Source organism: Anabaena sp. UHCC 0253 (assembly GCF_009712085.1).
Classification (GTDB): domain Bacteria; phylum Cyanobacteriota; class Cyanobacteriia; order Cyanobacteriales; family Nostocaceae; genus Dolichospermum.
In genome coordinates, this window is the sequence record NZ_VILD01000009.1 from 168,997 (window position 1) to 188,729 (window position 19,733).

At 36.9% G+C, this 19,733-nt stretch carries 20 protein-coding genes; 6 read left to right on the forward strand and 14 right to left on the reverse strand.

Annotated features, from left to right (window positions below; all coding sequences use genetic code 11):
- The coding region (locus tag FJR38_RS27865; protein WP_217360046.1) for a DUF262 domain-containing protein at positions 1–392 on the reverse strand (392 nt) is incomplete at its 3' end.
- 125 nt (positions 393–517) lie between these two features.
- On the opposite strand from FJR38_RS27865, the gene topA reads away from it, so the two are divergent.
- Positions 518–2,692, forward strand: coding sequence for a type I DNA topoisomerase (topA, locus tag FJR38_RS22270; RefSeq protein ID WP_168539478.1), 2,175 nt, complete (start codon positions 518–520; stop codon positions 2,690–2,692).
- Here the strand turns inward: topA and FJR38_RS22275 are convergent.
- From FJR38_RS22275 to FJR38_RS22305, 7 genes are all read right to left on the reverse strand, one after another.
- Entirely contained in the window at positions 2,689–3,066 is a 378-nt protein-coding gene (locus FJR38_RS22275; protein WP_168492623.1) for a hypothetical protein, read from the reverse strand. The two genes, topA and FJR38_RS22275, sit on opposite strands and share 4 nt — an antisense overlap.
- Positions 3,059–3,562 carry a response regulator gene (locus FJR38_RS22280; protein ID WP_168492622.1) on the reverse strand — a complete coding sequence of 168 codons (504 nt, stop codon included), beginning with the start codon at positions 3,560–3,562 and terminating at the stop codon, positions 3,059–3,061. Before FJR38_RS22280 ends, FJR38_RS22275 begins: the two co-directional genes overlap by 8 nt.
- 153 nt (positions 3,563–3,715) lie before the next feature.
- Complete coding sequence (locus tag FJR38_RS22285) at positions 3,716–4,090, reverse strand: response regulator (protein WP_168492621.1); 375 nt, start codon at positions 4,088–4,090, stop codon at positions 3,716–3,718.
- Positions 4,080–7,451, reverse strand: coding sequence for a PAS domain-containing protein (locus FJR38_RS22290; RefSeq protein WP_168539480.1), 3,372 nt, complete (start codon positions 7,449–7,451; stop codon positions 4,080–4,082). The genes FJR38_RS22285 and FJR38_RS22290 overlap by 11 nt, the downstream gene beginning before the upstream one ends.
- A gap of 12 nt (positions 7,452–7,463) precedes the next feature.
- Complete coding sequence (locus FJR38_RS22295; RefSeq protein WP_168539482.1) at positions 7,464–9,845, reverse strand: response regulator; 2,382 nt, start codon at positions 9,843–9,845, stop codon at positions 7,464–7,466.
- 43 nt (positions 9,846–9,888) lie between these two features.
- A complete protein-coding gene (locus FJR38_RS22300) occupies positions 9,889–10,248 on the reverse strand; it encodes a hypothetical protein (protein ID WP_168539484.1) in 360 nt (119 codons plus the stop codon).
- Positions 10,249–10,320: 72 nt separating this feature from the next.
- Positions 10,321–10,485 (reverse strand): hypothetical protein, encoded by a 165-nt coding sequence (locus tag FJR38_RS22305; protein WP_168492606.1) that lies wholly within the window; start codon positions 10,483–10,485, stop codon positions 10,321–10,323.
- A gap of 209 nt (positions 10,486–10,694) precedes the next feature.
- On the opposite strand from FJR38_RS22305, the gene FJR38_RS22310 reads away from it, so the two are divergent.
- Positions 10,695–11,489 carry a peptidoglycan-binding protein gene (locus tag FJR38_RS22310; protein WP_168492604.1) on the forward strand — a complete coding sequence of 265 codons (795 nt, stop codon included), beginning with the start codon at positions 10,695–10,697 and terminating at the stop codon, positions 11,487–11,489.
- Positions 11,490–11,511: 22 nt separating this feature from the next.
- Complete coding sequence (locus tag FJR38_RS22315; RefSeq protein WP_168539486.1) at positions 11,512–11,865, forward strand: phage holin family protein; 354 nt, start codon at positions 11,512–11,514, stop codon at positions 11,863–11,865.
- On the opposite strand, the gene FJR38_RS22320 is transcribed toward FJR38_RS22315, so the two are convergent.
- Together FJR38_RS22320 and FJR38_RS22325 are read right to left on the reverse strand one after the other, a co-directional pair.
- Positions 11,862–12,335, reverse strand: a complete 474-nt coding sequence (locus FJR38_RS22320) for a cobalamin biosynthesis protein (RefSeq protein ID WP_168539488.1) — start codon at positions 12,333–12,335, stop codon at positions 11,862–11,864. The genes FJR38_RS22315 and FJR38_RS22320 overlap by 4 nt on opposite strands.
- A 305-nt stretch (positions 12,336–12,640) precedes the next feature.
- Positions 12,641–13,924 (reverse strand): ankyrin repeat domain-containing protein, encoded by a 1,284-nt coding sequence (locus FJR38_RS22325; RefSeq protein WP_168539490.1) that lies wholly within the window; start codon positions 13,922–13,924, stop codon positions 12,641–12,643.
- 153 nt (positions 13,925–14,077) lie between these two features.
- Here FJR38_RS22325 and FJR38_RS22330 point away from each other — a divergent pair, with 153 nt between their 5' ends.
- A complete protein-coding gene (locus tag FJR38_RS22330) occupies positions 14,078–14,548 on the forward strand; it encodes a DUF4079 domain-containing protein (protein ID WP_168492596.1) in 471 nt (156 codons plus the stop codon).
- 25 nt (positions 14,549–14,573) lie between these two features.
- On the opposite strand, the gene FJR38_RS22335 is transcribed toward FJR38_RS22330, so the two are convergent.
- Positions 14,574–15,209: a DUF1997 domain-containing protein gene (locus FJR38_RS22335; RefSeq protein ID WP_168539491.1), complete on the reverse strand. Its 636-nt coding sequence runs from the start codon at positions 15,207–15,209 to the stop codon at positions 14,574–14,576.
- Between the two features lie 275 nt (positions 15,210–15,484).
- On the opposite strand from FJR38_RS22335, the gene FJR38_RS22340 reads away from it, so the two are divergent.
- Positions 15,485–16,162 carry a glycoside hydrolase family protein gene (locus tag FJR38_RS22340; RefSeq protein ID WP_168539602.1) on the forward strand — a complete coding sequence of 226 codons (678 nt, stop codon included), beginning with the start codon at positions 15,485–15,487 and terminating at the stop codon, positions 16,160–16,162.
- Positions 16,163–16,171: 9 nt separating this feature from the next.
- Here the strand turns inward: FJR38_RS22340 and FJR38_RS22345 are convergent, their stop codons facing one another.
- Both FJR38_RS22345 and FJR38_RS22350 read right to left on the reverse strand, forming a co-directional pair.
- Complete coding sequence (locus FJR38_RS22345; protein ID WP_168539493.1) at positions 16,172–16,927, reverse strand: ABC transporter ATP-binding protein; 756 nt, start codon at positions 16,925–16,927, stop codon at positions 16,172–16,174.
- Positions 16,928–17,004: 77 nt separating this feature from the next.
- The gene (locus FJR38_RS22350; RefSeq protein ID WP_168539495.1) at positions 17,005–17,538 is read right to left on the reverse strand and encodes a DUF4330 domain-containing protein; all 534 of its coding nucleotides are present in this window, start codon (positions 17,536–17,538) and stop codon (positions 17,005–17,007) included.
- Between the two features lie 397 nt (positions 17,539–17,935).
- Between FJR38_RS22350 and FJR38_RS22355 the strand changes: the two genes are divergently transcribed.
- A complete protein-coding gene (locus FJR38_RS22355; protein ID WP_168539497.1) occupies positions 17,936–18,790 on the forward strand; it encodes a M48 family metallopeptidase in 855 nt (284 codons plus the stop codon).
- A gap of 18 nt (positions 18,791–18,808) precedes the next feature.
- On the opposite strand, the gene FJR38_RS22360 is transcribed toward FJR38_RS22355, so the two are convergent.
- Positions 18,809–19,570: a metallophosphoesterase family protein gene (locus FJR38_RS22360; RefSeq protein ID WP_168492585.1), complete on the reverse strand. Its 762-nt coding sequence runs from the start codon at positions 19,568–19,570 to the stop codon at positions 18,809–18,811.
- Positions 19,571–19,733: the final 163 nt, after the last annotated feature.

The following is a 19,733-nucleotide window of genomic DNA, read 5'->3' on the forward strand; positions in this document are numbered from 1 at the left end:
AGAATAGGATTTTTTTGTATTAACTTTCCTTGATCTAACCTAGATTTTGATTCTACCATTGTTTGTAAATCGAAATATTTACCTTCAATATCAAATTCTCCTTCAATAAAGGCAGTAATGGCATTTAATCTTTGCATCCCATCTATAATCTCAAATACAGATTTCTTGTCTTTTTCTGTTTCTGCTAGTAAGATTATAGGAACTGGAAACCCTTGTAAAATGGAATCTATAAATGCTCTTTTTTCTTCTATAGTCCAAACTAATTTTCTTTGATATCTTCTATTAGCATAAAAAAGATTATTTACATAAAAATTATAAATCCTTTGTACACTTTCACTTCTAATTGAAAGTTCTATTTTAACAGGTGATGATTGAATGTTGCTTTTACTCATAATTATTGCCATTACTAAAAATTATTTATCCTGATTCAGACAGTTGAGAAATTCAGATCCCCGACTTCTTGTAAAAATCTTCTGATTTATTTTATCCTATATAAAGCATCTAAAACACAAGCGCCATGCCCAAACGTCTCCTAGTGGTTGAATCACCCGGAAAAGTCAAAAAACTGAGTCAAATTCTCGGTGCAGATTGGATTGTTCGTGCTAGTTGTGGACATATCCGCGAACTCAGTAATGAGGGTGATGATTCACTAGGATTTACAATGGATGGTAATAGTGTTCGCTGCAATTATGTACCCCGTGACCAACGCGCAAAAGAAACCATTCAACAACTAAAAGCCGCTGTTAGACAGGTTGATGAAGTTGTTTTAGCAACAGACCCAGACAGAGAAGGAGAAACCATTGCTTGGCATCTTAAAGAAACTTTAGGATTAAGAGAACCCAAGCGAGTAGTTTATACTGAGATTACAGCATCTGCGGTCAAAAGTGCGATCGCACATCCCCGAAAACTTGACACTAATTTAATCGGTGCAGGATTATGTCGTGATTGTCTTGACAAGCTGGTAGGATACAAAGGCAGTCCCCTAGTTTGGGCATTAAATAACGGCGCAAAAAGTGTAGGTAGAGTTCAAAGCGCCACATTACATCTAATTTGTCAGCGAGAAAGAGAAATTCTGGCTTTTGTTCCGCAAGATTACTGGAGTGTTTGGGTAGATTATCAAGAAGGATTTCGGGCTTTTTACAAAGGTACAGCCAATACTCCCACAGAAACAGCAGAAGCAGAAACGGAAACTCATGATGATGCAGCCGGTAATAACCCAGAGAAACCCGAATCTAAGCGTGTTCTCTCAGAAGTAGAAGCCACAAGATTAGTTGAAGAAGCAAAGCGTCATCCTCATCAAATTATTCACGTAGAAGGAAAACTCGTTTATCGTCAACCCCCTCCACCATTTACCACCTCCACCCTCCAACAAGCAGCCGGTTCAAAGTTGAAATTTGCCCCCGACAAAACCATGCAGGTAGCCCAAAAGCTATATGAGGCAGGGTTAATTACATATATGCGAACAGATTCAGTCATGTTGAGTCCTGAATTTTGTGCTAGTGCGCGTAAATGGTTGGAACAAAATGACCCGCAAAATGTCCCCCAGCAAGTAGCCAAGCACCGCAGTAGTAAAACAGCGCAGGAAGCACATGAAGCGATTCGTCCTACAGATGTTTTTCGTCCTTCAGTGCAATTGCGGGCAGAATTACCTGAAGATGAGTTTAACCTATATGTGATGATTTGGAAAAGAGCCGTTGCTTCTCAATGTCGTCCTGCTCAACTTCGTAAAACTCTGATAATTACGAAATCAGGTAATATTTTATGGCAAGCTAGAGGGCAAGTAATCGAATTTTACGGTTATGCAAAATATTGGCTGAATCTGAGCAAAGATGCAGTTTTACCTGCTTTGCAACAGGGACAAATACTAACTTTAGAAAAAGCCGGACATGACCAAAAACAAACCCAACCACCACCAAGATACAGTGAACCAAAACTTGTACAATTGATGGAAAGAAAAGGTATTGGTCGTCCTAGCACTTATGCCCCTACAGTTGCTACTTTAAAGAAGCGCAATTATGTGGAATTGAAAAAAGACAATCTTCAACCAACAACTTTGGGTTTAGAAGTTGATGAATTTTTACAAAAGGCTTTACCAGATTTATTAGAAGCAGAATTTACTGCTAAAATGGAAGATGCGCTAGATGCAATTTCTGAAGGAAAAAACTCTTGGCAACATTATTTAACTACTTGGAATCAAAATTATTTTGTCCCTGCGCTTTCCAAAGCTAAAACTGTCGTTGTCAATTCATCAACTTTAGCTAAAACTAATAATCTAGCTGAACGTAAATATGAAACTTCTAAAACTCGCTGTCCTGAGTGTAAAAACTTTTTAGCTAAAATTCCCAGCAGTAAAGTTAAAAAGAAATACTTTCTTAAATGTGTGAGTGGCTGTGAAAACATTGTGCTGTTTTGGAGCGATTTTAACAAAAAATGGGAAGCACCAAAAACTAAAACATCTCCAGATGAAAATGCTCCCAAACCTTCAGCAAAAATCACTGCATATCCCTGTCCAGTATGTCAGAAACCTTTGGAGGAATACAGCTATATTAAAGATGGGCAGAATAAAACTATGCTGCGGTGTTCTGGTCAGGAATCATGGAAAGATAAAAAACATAAAGATGTGGCTTATTTTCATACAGCCAAAGGATGGTGGAGTCCTAAATTTGGGAATTTAACCAAGCCAAAGCTTTAAATTAATTCAGTTAAAAAGAATTTAATTAAGGTTAGTATTGCACCATTATCTGAAGAATAATTTGCTGATAATAACCTGTCTTTAGTTGCTGCATTAAACTCTAAATTTCCATTTTCATTAAAGTAGATATCTTCCGGTGTAAATCCCCAAGTTATTAATTTCTCATACAATTTTTGAGTAACAATGAATTTAATATCAATTTCCGGTTGTAAATAAGTGGGATTTTTTAACAGCCAATATATTGTTTCTGGTTCTGTTTCCATAAGTTGGTAAATTGCTGCAATGAGAATTTGTTTAATTTTCTCTGGATTGGGAACAATAGTAAGAAAATCTTTTAAGCTATAAATAGCTTCTGGGTTATGGGTTTTAAGCAAGAAGATAGCTATAGTTGTAAGTTGTTTGGTTCTCTTTTGTGAAAAAGGCATTTTGATTAGTAAATTCTCTGGAATCAGATGATTGATGATTTTGGTTAGTTTTGGATTTTATTTGGTAAGAAGACAAATGAGCATGGATTTTTTCCAGCAAAACTTGTGAGTTAAATGGTTTTAGTAAAATATCTTGAAATCTCAGGTAATTCTGCCAGTTGGGAATTGTTTCTAACTCTGCTCCAGTCATTAATATAAAAGGAATATTTGCTGTTTCTAAATCTTGGCGAATTTTTTGCAGAAATGTCCAACAAGTTTCATCACTATTATTGATATTTTGACTTGAATAACCACACAAAATTAAATGCGGATTTTCGAGTTTAGTTAGCTCATATCCTTGCTTCAATGATGTGGTAGTAATTGGAATAAATCCATATAAATCAAGTAATTCTGCTAAAAGCCCCAATAGTACGGTTTCATTTTCAACCACTAAAATCTTGTTCATATTGCTACCAGGATTTCTCAGGTCTATTTATCCTGTAAGCTAAACAAAATTTGTGAACTATCTGTGAATGTAAATAAATTAATGATTAGTAATTGATAATTTAATTGGGAAAAGCAAAAGGAAAGATAATATTTCTCCTCTGCTCCCCTGCTTCTACCAGTTGAGGAGCGATCGCATTTGCTTGACTAAATCAGGGGCTTTGAAGGGTTTGGTAATGACTCCAGTAATAGGGAGTTCAGTAAATTGATGTTGTTCAGCAGTTTGAGCTTTAGCAGTCAGTAAAATAGTCGGTATAGATTGCAGCTTAGAATTCGTTTGCATTTGTTTAAATGTGGCTATTCCATCCATTTCTGGCATCATCACATCTAAGAGGATAGCATCAGGAAGTTCGGCCATAGCCATAGTTATTCCTTCCTTTCCAGAAGCCGCAAGCAACACTTCCCAACCAGCAATAGCTTTAAGCGCAATCTGCACAATCTGACGAATACCTGGCTCATCATCAATAATTAAAACCCGTTTATTCCCCATTGTTAACCTCCTCAATTGGCAGTGTAAAGTAAAAAGTGCTACCCTCTCCTAAAATACTTTCTGCCCAGATAGTACCACCGTGTTGTTCCACAATATTACGACAAATAGCTAATCCTAAACCAGTGCCACCTTTAGAGCGCGAGTCAGAAGCATCAACTTGGTGAAAACGCTCAAAAATACTTTCTAGGCTGTGACTAGGAATACCTCTTCCCTGATCTTTGACTGTAAAAAGGAGGTGGGGACTGGGGAGCAGGGGAGTGGGGGAGCGGGGGAGCAAGGGAGAAGAAGAAATTGCTTCTACTTTTAAATAGATATTTGCATTAGATGGAGAAAATTTAATTGCGTTACTGAGAAGATTAATAATAACTTGTAATAAGCGATCTGGATCAGCATCAACTTGGTAGGATGAGGGCGTAGTATTAAGGATGATACCAGCGAGAATTGCCATATCTTGCATTTGAGAAATGGCAGTATTGATTAAATCAATAGTGTTAAAAACAGATTTTTCGAGATTGATTTTGCCAGATTCTAACCGTTCTAAATCAAGAATATCATTAACGAGGCGGACTAAACGATCTACGCCTTCTGTAGCGATTTCAAGAGTAGCTTCACCTTCAGGAGAATTGGCATCTATAATTTTTTCATAGAGCAAACTTAACCCAGCTTGCATAGAAGTTAAAGGAGTTCGCAATTCATGGCTGACAATGGAAATAAACTCGGCTTTCATGCGTTCGAGTTTATAACGCTCGGTAATATCTTCACCAATGCTAATAGTACCAATGGGATTTCCTTCAACATCTCTCAATAAAGTGTTACTCCAGGAAATCATCCGTTCTTCACGTGATTTAGTTAAAATGGGATTTTGATAGTGAGGATAGAAATTATTTTCTATTACTTCTTGGAAAGTAGTTTCTATGAGATGATTTTGACTTTGAGGTAAGAAATTATTAAACCAATTTTTGCCTAAAGCCTCTATTTCGGTATAGTTAGTGAGTTGCAAAAAGAAGGGATTGGCATACTCGACATTACCACTTATATCTAAACCAATCACTACTAACTGCACATTATCTAGCAGTGATTTCCAGCGGCGATCTGATTCTTTCAGAGTGGCTTCAATTTGTTTTTGTTGGGTAATATCACGAGCAATAGTAGAAAGATATTGTGTGTGATTGCTACCAAAAGTTTGAGCAATCAGCACTTGAGAAATAGGAATTTCTTGCCCTTCATGGTTGATAAAGGCTGTTTCTCCCACCCAAACACCATGTCTAACTGCGGCGGGAATACCCTGTTTTTGAACAATTTCTAAAGCCCACTGAGGATGAACATCTGCAATAGAAATGTGATCAATTGGTGCATTATCAGCTAAACCGAAGAAACGACGGCCTGCTTTGTTAGCATATTCGGTTTTTTGGGTATCAAATCTAACTGTAGCAATCACATCAGAAGTAGCTTCGATAATCCCAATCAGCTTTTCTCGCTCTATTTCTAAATGTTTGCGTTTAGTAATTTCAATGATAATACTCCCCAGTGCAATTGCATTTCCTGTTTCTCCGAAAATGGGAAAGTAGGAAACGAGCCAATAACCTATCATTTCTGGCTGACTATTAATAATACCGCTAATTTCTAAGTTAGAAATTGGTTGTTTATGATCGAGAATATTTTGTAATACGGGTAAAATTGTCGGCGCAATTTCTGGTATTAAATCCATTACCGATTTTCCCAAATGCGCCTCAATAGGATAGCCATTTATATCTGCTAATTTCTGATTAATCTTTAAAAAATGGAGGTTAGTATCAACTATTGATAAACCTACATTTGCTTGGCTGGCCGCATAGAAAAATCCATCTAATAATTTTTCCCGATTTTTTAATTCTCGTTCTAATTTCTCTCGCTGAAATAGTTCTCTTTGTAGGTGATCGTTAGCCTGAGATAGTTGTGCTGTGCGTTCTGTAACTCTTTGTTCTAATTGTATATTTAATTGTTGCAGTTCTCTTTCTACTCGTTTGCGATCGCTAATATCTTCAGAGAAAATAATAATCCCACAAATCTCATTGTTGCTATTATACCAAGGGCGAACTTCCCAGCGTAACCATTGATTTAATCCATCTACTCTGACAAATAAATCTTCATCACATTTTTCTACTGCACCGGCAAGACAACGTTGATGAATTTGTCGCCATGTGTCTGTAATTTCCGGGAATAGCTCGTAATGAGATTTACCAATTATAGTTGTAATAGATTCAAGTTTATAATCATCAATCCATCGTTGACTAGCAATTACATAGTGCATATTTCTGTCAAACATGGCAATACCAGCAGGTGCATATTTGGCAAACAATTCTAGTTGTTTTTCCCTTTCCTTCAAGGCTATTTCTGTTAATTTGCGCCTAGAAATATCACGCATGATAGTAGAAGTGTATAACACTTTTCCATCCTCAGACTTGTGAGCAACAATTAATTGAGAAACAGGAATTTCTGAGCCATGTTGATGCAAAATTGCTGTTTCTCCTAACCAACTACCAGTTTCAATTGCTGTAGGTATGCCTTGATGATAAATAATATCTAATGCCCATTGAGGATGACTTTTAACAACTGTAAAATCATTAATATTCGCAATTCCCATCATTTTCTGAGCAGCAGGATTGAGCCAAATCACCTTTCCTTGGGGTGTGGCCATGCCCACAAAGTCAGGAGTAGCTTCTAATATAGAGGTTAATCTTTGCCGTTGTGCTAGTTCTGTTTGTAGCTTTTCTATTAATGATGCTTGTTGAATAGCAATACCTACCTGAATTGCCAATTGATTCATAAAATCTACATCGGCAGTTGTCCAATTACGAGGTGCTGTACACTCATGAGCAATAAGTAATCCCCAGAGGTGATTTTCTCGGATAATGGGAACAACCAGATTTGCTCGGATATCAAAATTTTGCAGAAATTGCTGATAACATTCATTGATATCAAGCTCAGTGTATATATCATTAATGCTTCTGGTTCGTCCTTGTTGATATAATTCCACCCAGCTTTCTTCAAAGCATTGATCTATAACAGTGCGATCTAAAATTGAAAATTTTGGATCTACGACAGCTTCTTTAACAACCAAGCCTGTACCATCGGGTTGAAATTGGTAGATAATTAGGCGATCGCTCTTAATAATACCTCTAATTTCTGTAACTGTAGTTTGGAGAATATCTTCAACATTTAGACAATCACGAATTAACAGCGCAGTGCGATTAATTAGTTGTCGTTTTTCCTTTCTTTCTGCTATTTTTATTTCCCTTATTTCTTGATATGCAGATATTTCTGCTCGTAAAGTTTGTAATTCAGCAATTAGTTGTGCTTTGGTTTTAAGGTCATCTTCCATAGTATTTTCCTCCTAACCTGAAGTTGCAGCACAAATACAATTTCGCCCCAATTTTTTAGCCTGGTAAAGTGCGGCATCTGCTTTTTGGTAAAGTGTTTGTAAATCTTTGCCATCATCAGGAATTTGAGCAATTCCCGCACTAAATGTGACTTTTAATTTAGTTCCATCCAGCGCAGTAAATGAATACTGACTAAATTGCTGGAGAACTTGTGCTAATCGTCCTATTCCATCTTCTCTAGATGTACCATACATTCCTACCACAAATTCCTCTCCACCCCAACGTCCAACGACATCTTCCTGTCTAAAGGATTGATTGAGAAGTTTACCAAAATAATTGAGAACGCGATCGCCCATTTCATGCCCATATTGATCATTGACAAACTTGAATTTGTCTAAATCCAATATTGCTAAACTAAAACTTTGTTGTTGTCGTTGTGCTAACTGTAGCAATCTTGTTAAATCTTGTAATACTTTTCGCCGCAGACTTAATCCTGTGAGTGCATCTATTTCTGCCACTTTCCAAAGTTGGCGTTGTTCTAAGCGGGTTTGCACACGGGTTAATAATTCCGTTGGTACAATTGGTTTAGTCAAAAAATCATCAGCACCAACTGTAAAACTACGTTGGATAGTTTCAATATCAGTATGGGAAGATAAAAACAAGATAGGTAAACGATTCCAACGAGCATCACTGCGGACTACTTGACACAAATCAAACCCACTCCAAATGCTGACTTTTTCACTGTTCTGATGAGATAGAGAAACTACACTAAATTCAACATCCAAAATCAACAAATCTGGAACTGTCTGCTCTAGTGTTTCCCAGAATTTATGAGGTTGATCTAGTAAAATCAGATGATAGCCAGATGGTTCTAACAGAGTGCGGAGAAAATTTAATAAACCTGGATCATCATCAACAATTAATAACCTCGCTATGGGCTGATTATTTTGTTGAATTACTTGGGTGATAGTTGCTAATACTTGACTTGGAGGAATGGGTTTTTGTAAAAAGCATTGACTTCCTAAACGTGCTGCTTCTACCCTTTGAGCAAAGGAATCTTCAGCAGTCAGGATGATAACGGGAATTTCTGGGTATTGCTGACGGACTAATGTGAGAAAATCTAACCCATTTTCTGTGGAATCAGAAAAATTGATATCCAACAAAATCACATCAAAGTGATGAGTTAAAAATTCCTGTGCTTGCTTGAGGTTAATGGCAATTTCCGATTTAAATCCCCAATTTTTTGCCTCTGTTACCATCTGCTTTGCTAAAGGCAAGTCATCATCTACGATTAGTAAAGATGCTGAAGGAATAACAGGAATTGAAGATAAATCTTCTGCTTTATTTTCACAGCCATATTCTAAAATCTCCTGCTGTAACTGCGTTATCAGTTTTCTCAGTTGTGCAATTTCTGTTGTTTCTAATCCTTTCTCCTGTTTGAGAAGTTGCTGAATTTGACGGGAAATTTGCGAAGCTGTATCTAAGCCAAAACAGCCTAAAGAACCAATCAGAGTATGTGCTTCTTTTTCTGCTTCCTGTTGTTGGGTGGGTGTAAGAGTGCCATTTTGTAAAGAGATAATGGCTTGTTCTATGATAAAGAGGCGATCGCTATAAGACTGACGATATTTTTCCCAAACAGCTTTTAATTCCGACGCAACACTAACAACGGGGGTAATTTCTTCTTGATAGTCTTTGCTGAAAAGTTCCGGCTGTTTGAGCCGATAACCTTGTTTATAAATCGTTTCTAATATATCTGCAACACCCGCTTTTTTAAGTTTTTGCCTCAATCCCTTAATATGTGCGCGAACTGCTCCTTCACTGGGAAATTCATCCGCTGTCCAGAGCCGATCTAGTAACCGACTAGGATTAAAAATCTGCTCAGGATGTCGCAGAAATAATTCTAGTATTTCATATTCTTTCGCAGCCAAATAAATCGGTTTTTCTCGATATGTGATTTCACAACTGTTCGGGTTTAGTGACAAATCCCCCCAAGTCAATAAAGGCGTTTTTTGTATTTGGTTTCTTCTGAATAATGCCCGAATTCGAGCTAATAATTCATCTAGATCAAAAGGTTTAGCAATGTAATCATCAGCACCAGCATCCAAGCCCATGACTTTATTTGTCACTGCGTCTAATGCTGTCATTAATATTACTGGGGTATCCCGATTAGGATTAAGGTTAGAAGACTCATTGGTGCGGAGTTTTTTACAGAAACTAATACCATCCATCTTCGGTAATATTACATCTAGAAGAATCAGATCATAAGTATAAACTTCCGCTAAATTCCATCCTGCTTGTCCATCTTGGGCTAAGTCAATTTGATAGCGTTGTTTGGCTAACGTTATTTGTAGCAGTTGGGCTATATTTCTATCATCTTCGACACACAAAATTTTCACATGGGCTTATCCTTGGTGATTTCATCTAATCACGATGTTTAATTCATACTGTTATGTACTCAAGATTAGCATTTTGTAACCAATCAATATACCAGTTTTCATGAATAGGAAGCCAGCGAGGATTAGTTGCTTGCCCATGATACCAGTCAAAAGTCACTAAACTGAAGGCAGCAGAGGATAAATGTTCGCACTGTGAGAAATCATGCTCAATCCAAACTACAAAATTCGGATTCAGTCTAAATTCCTTTACCACCAGAGTTCCTAGATTCTGAACCTGTTGGATTGTTAAGAAACCTGTTTTTACTCTGATCTTGGAAAAAATGACTATTTGTATTTGTGAGTAAGGTAAGTAGATACGTATTTGATACTGGTGTTTTTCTGTGCCAAAGACTTCTTGAATCAAACTGTTAGGTGAAATTTGGTGAATACAATTCATGATTTTTGACTTTTTGATGTATATTTTCTAATGGCACAGTTAAACTAAAACCAAAGGACGTTTTGGTAAGGGCTTAACCAGAGGATTATGAGTTTTTTCAGCCATTAACGGCATTTCTTGCCAGCAACTGCGACAAAACCAATAGATATGATGTTGGCGAAAGTTGCGCGTCATGGTGTTGGAGCAGCAAGGACAGGTATTCATAAAAGTTTAAAAAGTTGTTACAAAATTTGTTTTGGTTATAAATCGGGAGAAAATTGTAGTAATCTCATTAATTTTGAAGATAGAGCGAATTTGTGAAAGATTTGTGAATAGGGGTCAAATATTACAGGAAAATAGCAATTCAACCCATTCTGCAAACAAATATTGCTTTTTGTATATTAGAGTTACAAAAGAAGTTGTATAAAAGTTCTATGAAAAATAGTTTAATAGCCAGTATTCCCAACTACATGAGCCTAAATTCTTGGTATTGCTTCATTTTGTTAACCACCACACCCGTGTTGATTAGTTCTTCCGCCTTAATATCAACAGCCGCACCAGTCAAAATCGCTCAAATTAACCCAGAAGTTAAAATTAATCGTCCACCTCTAAACATAGGTAGTCAAGGTGAACGAGTTACAGAACTCCAAGCCGCTTTAAAACTTTTGGGTTTTTATTCGGGTGCTGTGGATGGTACATATCAACAAAATACAGCTATAGCTGTTTCCCAGTTTCAGCAAGCCGCAGGTTTAAGCCCCAAGGGTACGGTAGATAATATCACTTGGCAAAGACTGTTTCCCACCCCATCTACTATTAACTCTTTACCACCTAACGCTGTTAGTAGTTTTACTACTGTTCCCACCAAACCCAGCAGCAACACTAGGGTAATTACACCAAAACCACCCACTCCCAAAAAACCTACAATCCCCCCAAATCAACCGAATACTACCATTAAACCCACTCCTCCTAATCAACAAATACCTGGTATTCAATATACTTCCGAAGGATGGCCGATTTTGCGGAGAGGAATGAGTGGGATAGAAGTGATTAAGTTGCAAAAACAACTAAAAAACCTGGGATTTCTGAATGGTGCTATAGACGGAGATTTTGGAGTATCTACAGAAGCAGCAGTGAAAGCGGCTCAAATCCGTTATGGCTTAGAACCTGATGGTGTAGTCGGTGGTGGTACATGGAAAGTTTTCTTAAAACGCACTTCCCCACAACGTTGATCTTAATTCCCCTAATAAAACTATGAAACACTTTCTCTTGACTTGGCTTGGTACTGCGGTAGCATTATTAATTACGGCTAATATTGTTCCTGGTTTCATTCTCAGCGGCTTTGCGGCTGCTTTAATTGCTGCTGTAATTATTGGTTTAGTAAATGCTATTATTCGGCCAATTTTACAGATTTTAACATTTCCCATTACTTTAATTACTTTGGGTTTATTTACTTTCGTGATCAATGCCTTAACTCTATGGTTAGCAAGTGCTATTACTCCCGGTTATGGTTTTGAAATTCGGGGTTTTGTTCCGGCTTTATTAGGTTCAATTGTCTTATCAATTGTTTCCAGTATCGTTAACTATTTTGTCAGTGCAGTTGATTAAAATATCGGGTTTTCACATTTAGCAACAGCTATTGTGATTGTTTCTTCTGTTAGTCGGAAAATCTGCTTAGGAACTAATAATGTTATTTCTTCAGATGTTATTTCTGAAGCTGCGAGAATTGCTGATGCTTCGGCTACACTGGCTGTTCCCATGAATTTAATAATATTATTATTAGGATTGGGAACAAATACATTATTTAAAACTTCGGCGCTAAAGGTTTTTAAAGCTAATTTTTCTAAGTTACAAAATTCTACTAAACCGATTTCTGAGGCTTTTTTATCAATAGTTGCAATCCCAGATATTTCATTAAATATAAGTTGATTTTCTTGAAAAACTTTGTTAATTGCTGTACTAATTAGTTGCTGGGAAATCCCTTTTTGACAACCAATTCCTACCCATAAAGTTTTTTTGTCGTCTACATTACTGATTTGATGATGAACGATTTTGTTACTGTCTGATAGTGAAGCCATATCAGGATTTATAGAATTGTGTTTAATAGTTTAACTTTTTCTTCATGATCACTTAAAACTGTTGCCCCTACTTGATAAAATCACACCTAAGAGAGATTTATTAGTAATGAAAGTAGTTTTTTTTACATAAAAAATGATAATTCTAATACTTCCAACCAAAATCAAACAATGTATATTGTTCACATCTAGCACAGTAGGAAACATCAAGGCAGAAACAAGGTAATGGTAAAAGGTAAATTTACTTCTTTCTACCTTTGTCGTGTAAGAATTTCATCTTGATGTTTCTCTTTTTTTAAGTTTCTAAATTATTCCTGCGCTCCACGTTGTCTTAATGTTTTAGCTATACCCCGATAATTATTAAATTCTGCAATCATTAAAGCAGTATAACCACCTTGGTTTTTTAAGTTTATATCTGCTCCAGCTTGCAATAACATTTCTACAGCTTGACTATAACCCTCAGCTACAGCCCACATTAAAGCAGTTGCTCCTGAAGAGTTTTGCAGATTCACATTTGCCCCTTTTTCTAGTAACATTTGGAATATTTCGGGATAATTTGCCGCTATGGCTTTGACTAAAGCAGTTTTACCATCATCTGCTAAACTATTAATATCTGCACCATGATCTAGTAATGTTTTCACGGTTGTGAAATGTCCTTTGGATACTGCCAATGTGAGAGCAACTTCTCCAAAGTTTTTCTTTTCCATTTCTACACCCGCACCCAACAAAATTTCTACTATCTCGCTATATCCTTGAAATGCTGCTATGAGTAGGGGTGTGTCTCCTAAATAGTTTCTAATTTGGACATCTGCTCCCCGCTGAATTAATATTTTCACTACATCAATATATTCTTCCACAACAGCAAGGTGTAAGGCTGTTTCACCTTCTTTATCTTGGTGATTAATTTCCGCACCTGCATCTAATAAAGCGGTGATTAGATCAATGTTTCCCGTTGCTGTAGCTGCTAATAATGCTGTTCCATGATCAACATTTTTGATATTGACATCAGCCCCAGATGACAGCAATGCTTGTATTATTTCTAAATAACCTAAGTCTGCGGCAATCATTAATGCTGTCTCACCTTCTGGATCTTGGCTATTGACAATATTGTGATTTTGTGATATTGCTTTAACAACTGCGGGATGTTTGTGTTTTACTGCTAGTTTTAAAGCACTATCATCATCTTTGTCGGTGATTTCTCTGTCAGCACCAGCCGCTAAGAGGATTTGCACTATTTCTAAATTACCTTTAAGTGCGGCTACCATTAAGGCTGTACTACCATCTTCATTAGTAGCATTAATATTTGCACCTCTAGCGATTAATAGCTTAACAACATCTATTTGATTAGCACTGGCAGCCAGCATTAATGCAGTTAAACAATATGTTTGTCTGGTTAAATTGATATTAGCACCAGCATCTAAGAGCGATCGCACAATTTCTGTATAACCTAAATTCGCCGCAAACATCAATGCTGTGGTCCCATGGCGATCGCTTGTATCCACGTTAGCACCATGAGCCAGCAGTGCAGACAATCCTTTGATATCCCCACTTTTTACAGCCTTTAGCAAAGAGGTATCTTTATTTTCTATCATTGGTTATATCCTATTTGGGCAGATGTTACTGATTTCAATCAAAATTTAGACTTTGACAAGAATAGCTAATACCACGCTATCGGAAAATTGCTGAGTCAAGAAAATCAATGTATGCTAAGTTTTATGAAGATTTAATAATCGGGCGTAAGTAATATGGTTTTTGAACTCTCTCCAACAATAAAATTCTGGCTGAATTTCGGACATCCAGTCATCATGTGGGTACTATTAGCACTTACTTTATATGCTGCATACTTAGGTTTACAAGTACAGCGTACCAGAAATTCTCAAGGAGAAGAAAAGAAAGAACTGATTAAAGGACGGTATACCATCAAACACCACCAAATTGGTTCTATTATCTTAGCCTTGATGGTTGCAGGTTCAATTGGTGGTATGGCTGTTACCTATATTAATAATGGTAAATTGTTTGTCGGACCCCATCTATTAGCCGGATTAGGTATGACAGGCTTAATAGCTTTTTCTGCATCCCTATCTCCTTTTATGCAAAAAGGAGCAAATTGGGCGCGGATGACTCATATATTGTTGAATTTTGCTATTTTAGGGCTGTTTGCATGGCAAGCTTTCTCTGGTATCGAAATTATCCAAAGAATTCTCACTAAAGCATAAGTTGTCAATTGTCAATTATCAATTGTCAATTCTTACCTATATTTAGAGATTGATGAAAATCTTTCTGGACTTTGTGGGTGAGACGACGGGAAACTTGACGGACAATTTGATTAAGGACGCGATCGCCTGTAGATTGAATTAAAGAATGGGGTAATCGCTGAATAAAGCGGGGAAAGTGTAACTCAACTACCAAATCCAAATCCCATTCTACCCTTGTCACCCCATCCAAATCACCTATTAATCGAGTTGAAGATTTGTAATCTACCTCATAACCAGGTGCTTGATAATCAGGTACAGGGATAGTCCGAATGTGGTATTCACGATCTGCGGGTGCTAATAACTCCAAACCAATTTTTGGTTCAACATCATAACCAAAAGCACCAAATTTACCCACCACTAAAGCATAACTATTTTCGCCTAGAGGATGTACTTTCATGGGTTCTGCACAACGGCCAAACCATAAAGCATGAGCATTGAAATACTCCTCTACCTGTTCTACAGGTGCATACATTTCCATGCAGTCTTGATAATTTCCATAAAATTTAGTAGGGCTGAAATGGGACTCTTTAAATACAGGTTCATTCCTGGCTGCGCTTGTATCTAATTCTAAAGGAAATTCCTCTATTTCTAAAGATTGATATTCTCTATTGTTTGTAACCATAAGTTTGTTTTTTGTATATTTTAAAATTTGTCTATATTAATCATTCCCAATTTAGAGAAGTTTTTTCGCATTAAAATCCAACTTTTATCAAAATCTCAATAATTTGTCATCAACTTCACATAATCTGGATGATTAATGATTGTCATACAATAATTGATATTGTAGCTAAACAATGGAATACCGTCATCATGGCAATATTACTGAAGTTATTATTTTTCCGAAATCAAAAGCTAGATTTTTGTTATTAGTGAAAAGAAAGAATTGAGAGGACAAGAATTCTGAAAAGCTTTGAACTTAAAGGTGTAGAAAAACTCATTGCGCCCATAGCCGCTGTTTTGGGCTTTGTATACCTGTTTCAGTGGTATGTTTTTGGCAATATCCGATCATCTTCCGAACCTGTATTCACCAAAAGACAGCCACCTTTAGTTATGAAAGGGGGAGATCCTTATATTCGGGCATTAATGCGAACAATATCTGCCAGTGAAGCAAATGGGAATCGTCCCTACTCTCTGTTATATGGCGGAGAACAAGTTAATGATCTTAGTCGTCATCCTCAAAAATGTGTCACTATTCTCACAGGACCGAATACAGGTAATTGTTCTACAGCCGCCGGTCGTTATCAAATGATTAACACTACATGGTATGAAATTGCTCCACGTTATCATCCACAACCTACACAAATGATGTTTTGGACTAATTATAGTTTTGAAGCAGAGTATCAAGACGTTGTAGTTTACAGTTGGTTAAATGATTCCCAAGTCTGGGGTGTGGAGATTCCTAAATTATTACGTCAACAAAAATTAAATGATGTTTTACGAAAACTTTCTCCTACTTGGACAAGTTTAGGATATGGCATAGAAACTAATTCTATAAGTCGTTCCTTGCCAAAAATTTATCAGCAAATGTTACAAGAAGAGTTAACACAAAGTCCTGAAGTGAGAAGTCAACAATAGGGCTTGATATCAATCCACAAGGACTTTATTTTTGGCTTTGGCTGACACAGGAACAAAGACTTTTGTATTAATTGGTTTTAGTATTTGGAACTCATCCAAATTTTGCAGACAATCTAAAGCTACTTCCCGAATTCTTACTTCTTTTTCCTGACTCAGCAACAGTTGCAGGCATTCTACTACATCTTTTTGTAGCGTTGTATCAATGTGCTGACGGTTAATTAATTTATTGAGTTGGCGCATAGCAATGAAACGTTTCAAAGGATCTTTTTCTGTTAAATTGTTTAACAATTTATCAAGATAATCTTCCTCTCGATTTCCCTGAAAACTGAATATTTGCCACACTAATAAAATGAGAGTTAATAGTGTTCCCATTCCTTGGATAATAGTACCAGCAGCTAACCAAGGACTTTGGGAATCCACCCAAATTGCTGAAGCCAGATAAGTGATTACAGTCGCAATTCCACCAATTACAACAGAATAAGCTAAACGACTGTTAGTGCTGCTAATCAATTTCCTGATTTCTACCCAGTGTAATTGGAAGTTCCATTTCTGCACTGAATAAGTAAATACCATGATGCCAATGCCAACAACAATAGCTAACAGCAGTTGCCAACTCCAGAGTAGCATCGCCACAATGACTGTTAACAACCCAAGCAAAAAACCAGGTTCTGAGAATTGTTGAAAAATGCGTTGTTTTGGTCTTCCTGTTTTAATTTCCAAAATTTGATTGATGAGTTGTCGCCAAGAAGACGAAGCCTGTGCCACAGTATTTACCTATTTGATTACAAGATGATGAGTGTATAGTTTTGGGCTAATTGTGAGTGATTAACTCTAGTAAAATGCTATTTATCCTGTAACCTGATATCAATTACAGACGCATTAAAGTTATAATTAAAACCTTCTAATTCAAAAGGCATCCCAATTTTTACTTTGCTATTACCTAGAACTGCGCCATCTTTAGTTACTGTAGCTTTGTCTTCTAACGTCAAGATAAAATCCGTACTAAAGTTGTTCGTTCTGGGATCTGGTAACTCTTTTACAGAACCATCTGGTTGACCAACTGTCAGCATTCTATCTAATTGCTGAATGGATTTAATCCCAATTTGACCATAAGGTTGATTGCGGATAATCACATTGGTTTTACCACCTTTGATCAGTCCTTGTTTAAATAACTGTTCAGGATCACGAACATTGAGTCCACGGACTACTAAATCTACTTCAATCGGTACTGTTTTTGAACCCATTTGAGCAACAGAACCGGAAGTACCAGGGAAAATAAAAATACCTACTATTACTAGTAAAATTACTAATGCAGCACCTAAGTCTAGTAGGTTAATCTTACCGAATAAGCGACCTTTGGAATCTAAAATAGCCATAACCTGGGTTGCAAAAATTTAAGTTGAGTTTTCAGCTAGGTAATTAATTGGACTAAAGAGTTTTTACAGCAGTTTTCATGTATTTAGACCACACCTAAAATTAACCCCTTTTTTCTTTAGCGCGAAATTTTGATGAAGATGTGGTTAATTTACCTGAAAATAAATGTCAGGTGATTGGTAATCTTGACAATTGGGTTAAACCTGAGAACAGGTAGACATTATATTAATGTTATGCGACAGTTTATCATAATTGCAGTAGTTTCGAGTTATGTATACGACGGGCGGATATGCGATCGCATTTGACTATCTATATTAAGTGATTCAGTAGAAAATGCAACTTAGTCCGTTGAAAATTCGTCTTCTAATTTTAAGTTGTTACACAATATCTGGGTGAATTATGATTAACTGGCAAGGATTTTGGAAAAATTACCGTCTGTGGCAACGACGCGGGTTTTATCCCCTGATTTCTGTGGTTGTTGCCCTTAGTCTGTGCTTGAGTACACCTTTACCAAGTAAGGCTATAGATTTATTACCGCTTTTATTTCAAGGCGTGCAGGTATTTAACTTATCTAATATATCTGATCGTCAGGAATTTGAGCTTGGTAAACAGATGAATCAGCAGTTACAACAAGAAGTCAGAATTTCTCGGAATTTACAGCTAAATCGTTATGTAGAAGAAGTGGGTAGACGTTTAGCCGCTAATAGCGATCGCTCTAATATTCCCTATACTTTTCAAGTAGTCGAAGATCCGGCTGTTAATGCTTTTGCTACTACTGGGGGTTTTATTTATGTGAATACAGGTTTGTTGACAACAGCCGACAATGAAGCAGAACTAGCTAGTGTATTAGCTCATGAAATGGGTCACATTGAGGGTAAACATCTCGTTAAACAAATGCGTCAACGAGCGATCGCTAGTGGTGTAGCTACCGCAACAGGTTTAAATAAAAATGCAGCTGTAGGTATAGGCGTAGATTTAGCACTGAATCGTCCTCGCAGTCGTCAAGATGAATATGATGCTGATACCAGAGGATTAAGAAATTTAACACGCACTGGTTATTCTCAGTCAGCAATGGTTTCTTTTATGAAAAAGCTACAAAGTAGCAGAACTGTACCTACATTTTTAAGTACACATCCGGGAACAAGCGATCGCGTTAACTCACTCCAAAACCAGATTAACGCTCAACCCAGTAATCAAAATAACGGTTTGGATAATACTATCTATCAAAATAGAATCAGAGCGTTTTTGCAGTAGAAAACTCATCTATTATCATTACCTACGCAGCCTCTGACGACGACTAACAGTGAATTCTTCTGGCGCAATCATCGTAATTGCCTCTTTCCAAGTTAAAGTTCTAACTGTACGATTAAAAACATTAGCTTGATAAACTAACTTATTGGTAATATCTAGCCCCGTCAACCAACCACTACGGGGATGATAAGCACCAGTATCAATATCAATCCATCCTTGCCCTTGTGCTAAATTACCAGGAGCAACACCAGGCAAGGTAAAAGTTATAGTATGACCAACTATAATCAACTTGTCTGGGAAATATGGTTGCTCGATCCGATGAAATTCTTCCCTAATCCAACACAGTTGCTCAGATGTTTGTTCCTCTACAGTTTTGTAGGGATCAACACCTGCATGAGTTAACCAAAAATCTCCCAAATCTAGATATGTCGGTAAACTATGAAACCAATCTAGATGTTCTTGAGGAATGGCCGCAGATTGGTAACTAGCAATTGTGGCCTGTCCTCCACTATACAACCACGCTTGCATATTTGCTGATGTAGTATCCCTACCAGTCAAGATGTTTAATAACATCTGTTCATGATTACCTAGCAAACAAGGGTAATTACTTTGTTTAACAAACTCTACTACTTGGGCGCTTTGTGGACCACGATCAATTAAATCTCCTAAAAAATAGACTTGATCTTCTGATGCAGGAGCTATTTCCTCCAACAGTAACATCAAAGCTTCATAGTGGCCATGCACATCCCCAATCACAAACCTACGTTGACTAATTGCGCTCATTTGCTTTTAGTTGGAATGAATTAACTGAATATTTTGACTACACTTTTGTTTCGCTTCTTTCCGTTAAAAAGGTTAAGAAAACTCGACTCAGTTATTATTTATTGGAAATTTCCTAGTAAAGATAAATAATATCACTCTTGGAGAAACCTTGATCAAATTTAAC

What these genes read in the sequence shown, in the direction of transcription:
- FJR38_RS22330 (WP_168492596.1), top strand. Translation starts at nt 14,078, where the DNA reads ATGGTTTTTGAACTCTCTCCAACAATAAAATTCTGGCTGAATTTCGGA.
- FJR38_RS22355 (WP_168539497.1), top strand. Translation starts at nt 17,936, where the DNA reads ATGATTAACTGGCAAGGATTTTGGAAAAATTACCGTCTGTGGCAACGA.
- FJR38_RS22315 (WP_168539486.1), top strand. Translation starts at nt 11,512, where the DNA reads ATGAAACACTTTCTCTTGACTTGGCTTGGTACTGCGGTAGCATTATTA.
- FJR38_RS22310 (WP_168492604.1), top strand. Translation starts at nt 10,695, where the DNA reads ATGAAAAATAGTTTAATAGCCAGTATTCCCAACTACATGAGCCTAAAT.
- FJR38_RS22285 (WP_168492621.1), bottom strand. Translation starts at nt 4,090, where the DNA reads ATGGGGAATAAACGGGTTTTAATTATTGATGATGAGCCAGGTATTCGT.
- FJR38_RS22290 (WP_168539480.1), bottom strand. Translation starts at nt 7,451, where the DNA reads ATGGAAGATGACCTTAAAACCAAAGCACAACTAATTGCTGAATTACAA.
- FJR38_RS22280 (WP_168492622.1), bottom strand. Translation starts at nt 3,562, where the DNA reads ATGAACAAGATTTTAGTGGTTGAAAATGAAACCGTACTATTGGGGCTT.
- FJR38_RS22350 (WP_168539495.1), bottom strand. Translation starts at nt 17,538, where the DNA reads ATGGCTATTTTAGATTCCAAAGGTCGCTTATTCGGTAAGATTAACCTA.
- FJR38_RS22360 (WP_168492585.1), bottom strand. Translation starts at nt 19,570, where the DNA reads ATGAGCGCAATTAGTCAACGTAGGTTTGTGATTGGGGATGTGCATGGC.
- FJR38_RS22335 (WP_168539491.1), bottom strand. Translation starts at nt 15,209, where the DNA reads ATGGTTACAAACAATAGAGAATATCAATCTTTAGAAATAGAGGAATTT.
- FJR38_RS22325 (WP_168539490.1), bottom strand. Translation starts at nt 13,924, where the DNA reads ATGATAGAAAATAAAGATACCTCTTTGCTAAAGGCTGTAAAAAGTGGG.
- topA (WP_168539478.1), top strand. Translation starts at nt 518, where the DNA reads ATGCCCAAACGTCTCCTAGTGGTTGAATCACCCGGAAAAGTCAAAAAA.
- FJR38_RS22305 (WP_168492606.1), bottom strand. Translation starts at nt 10,485, where the DNA reads ATGAATACCTGTCCTTGCTGCTCCAACACCATGACGCGCAACTTTCGC.
- FJR38_RS22320 (WP_168539488.1), bottom strand. Translation starts at nt 12,335, where the DNA reads ATGGCTTCACTATCAGACAGTAACAAAATCGTTCATCATCAAATCAGT.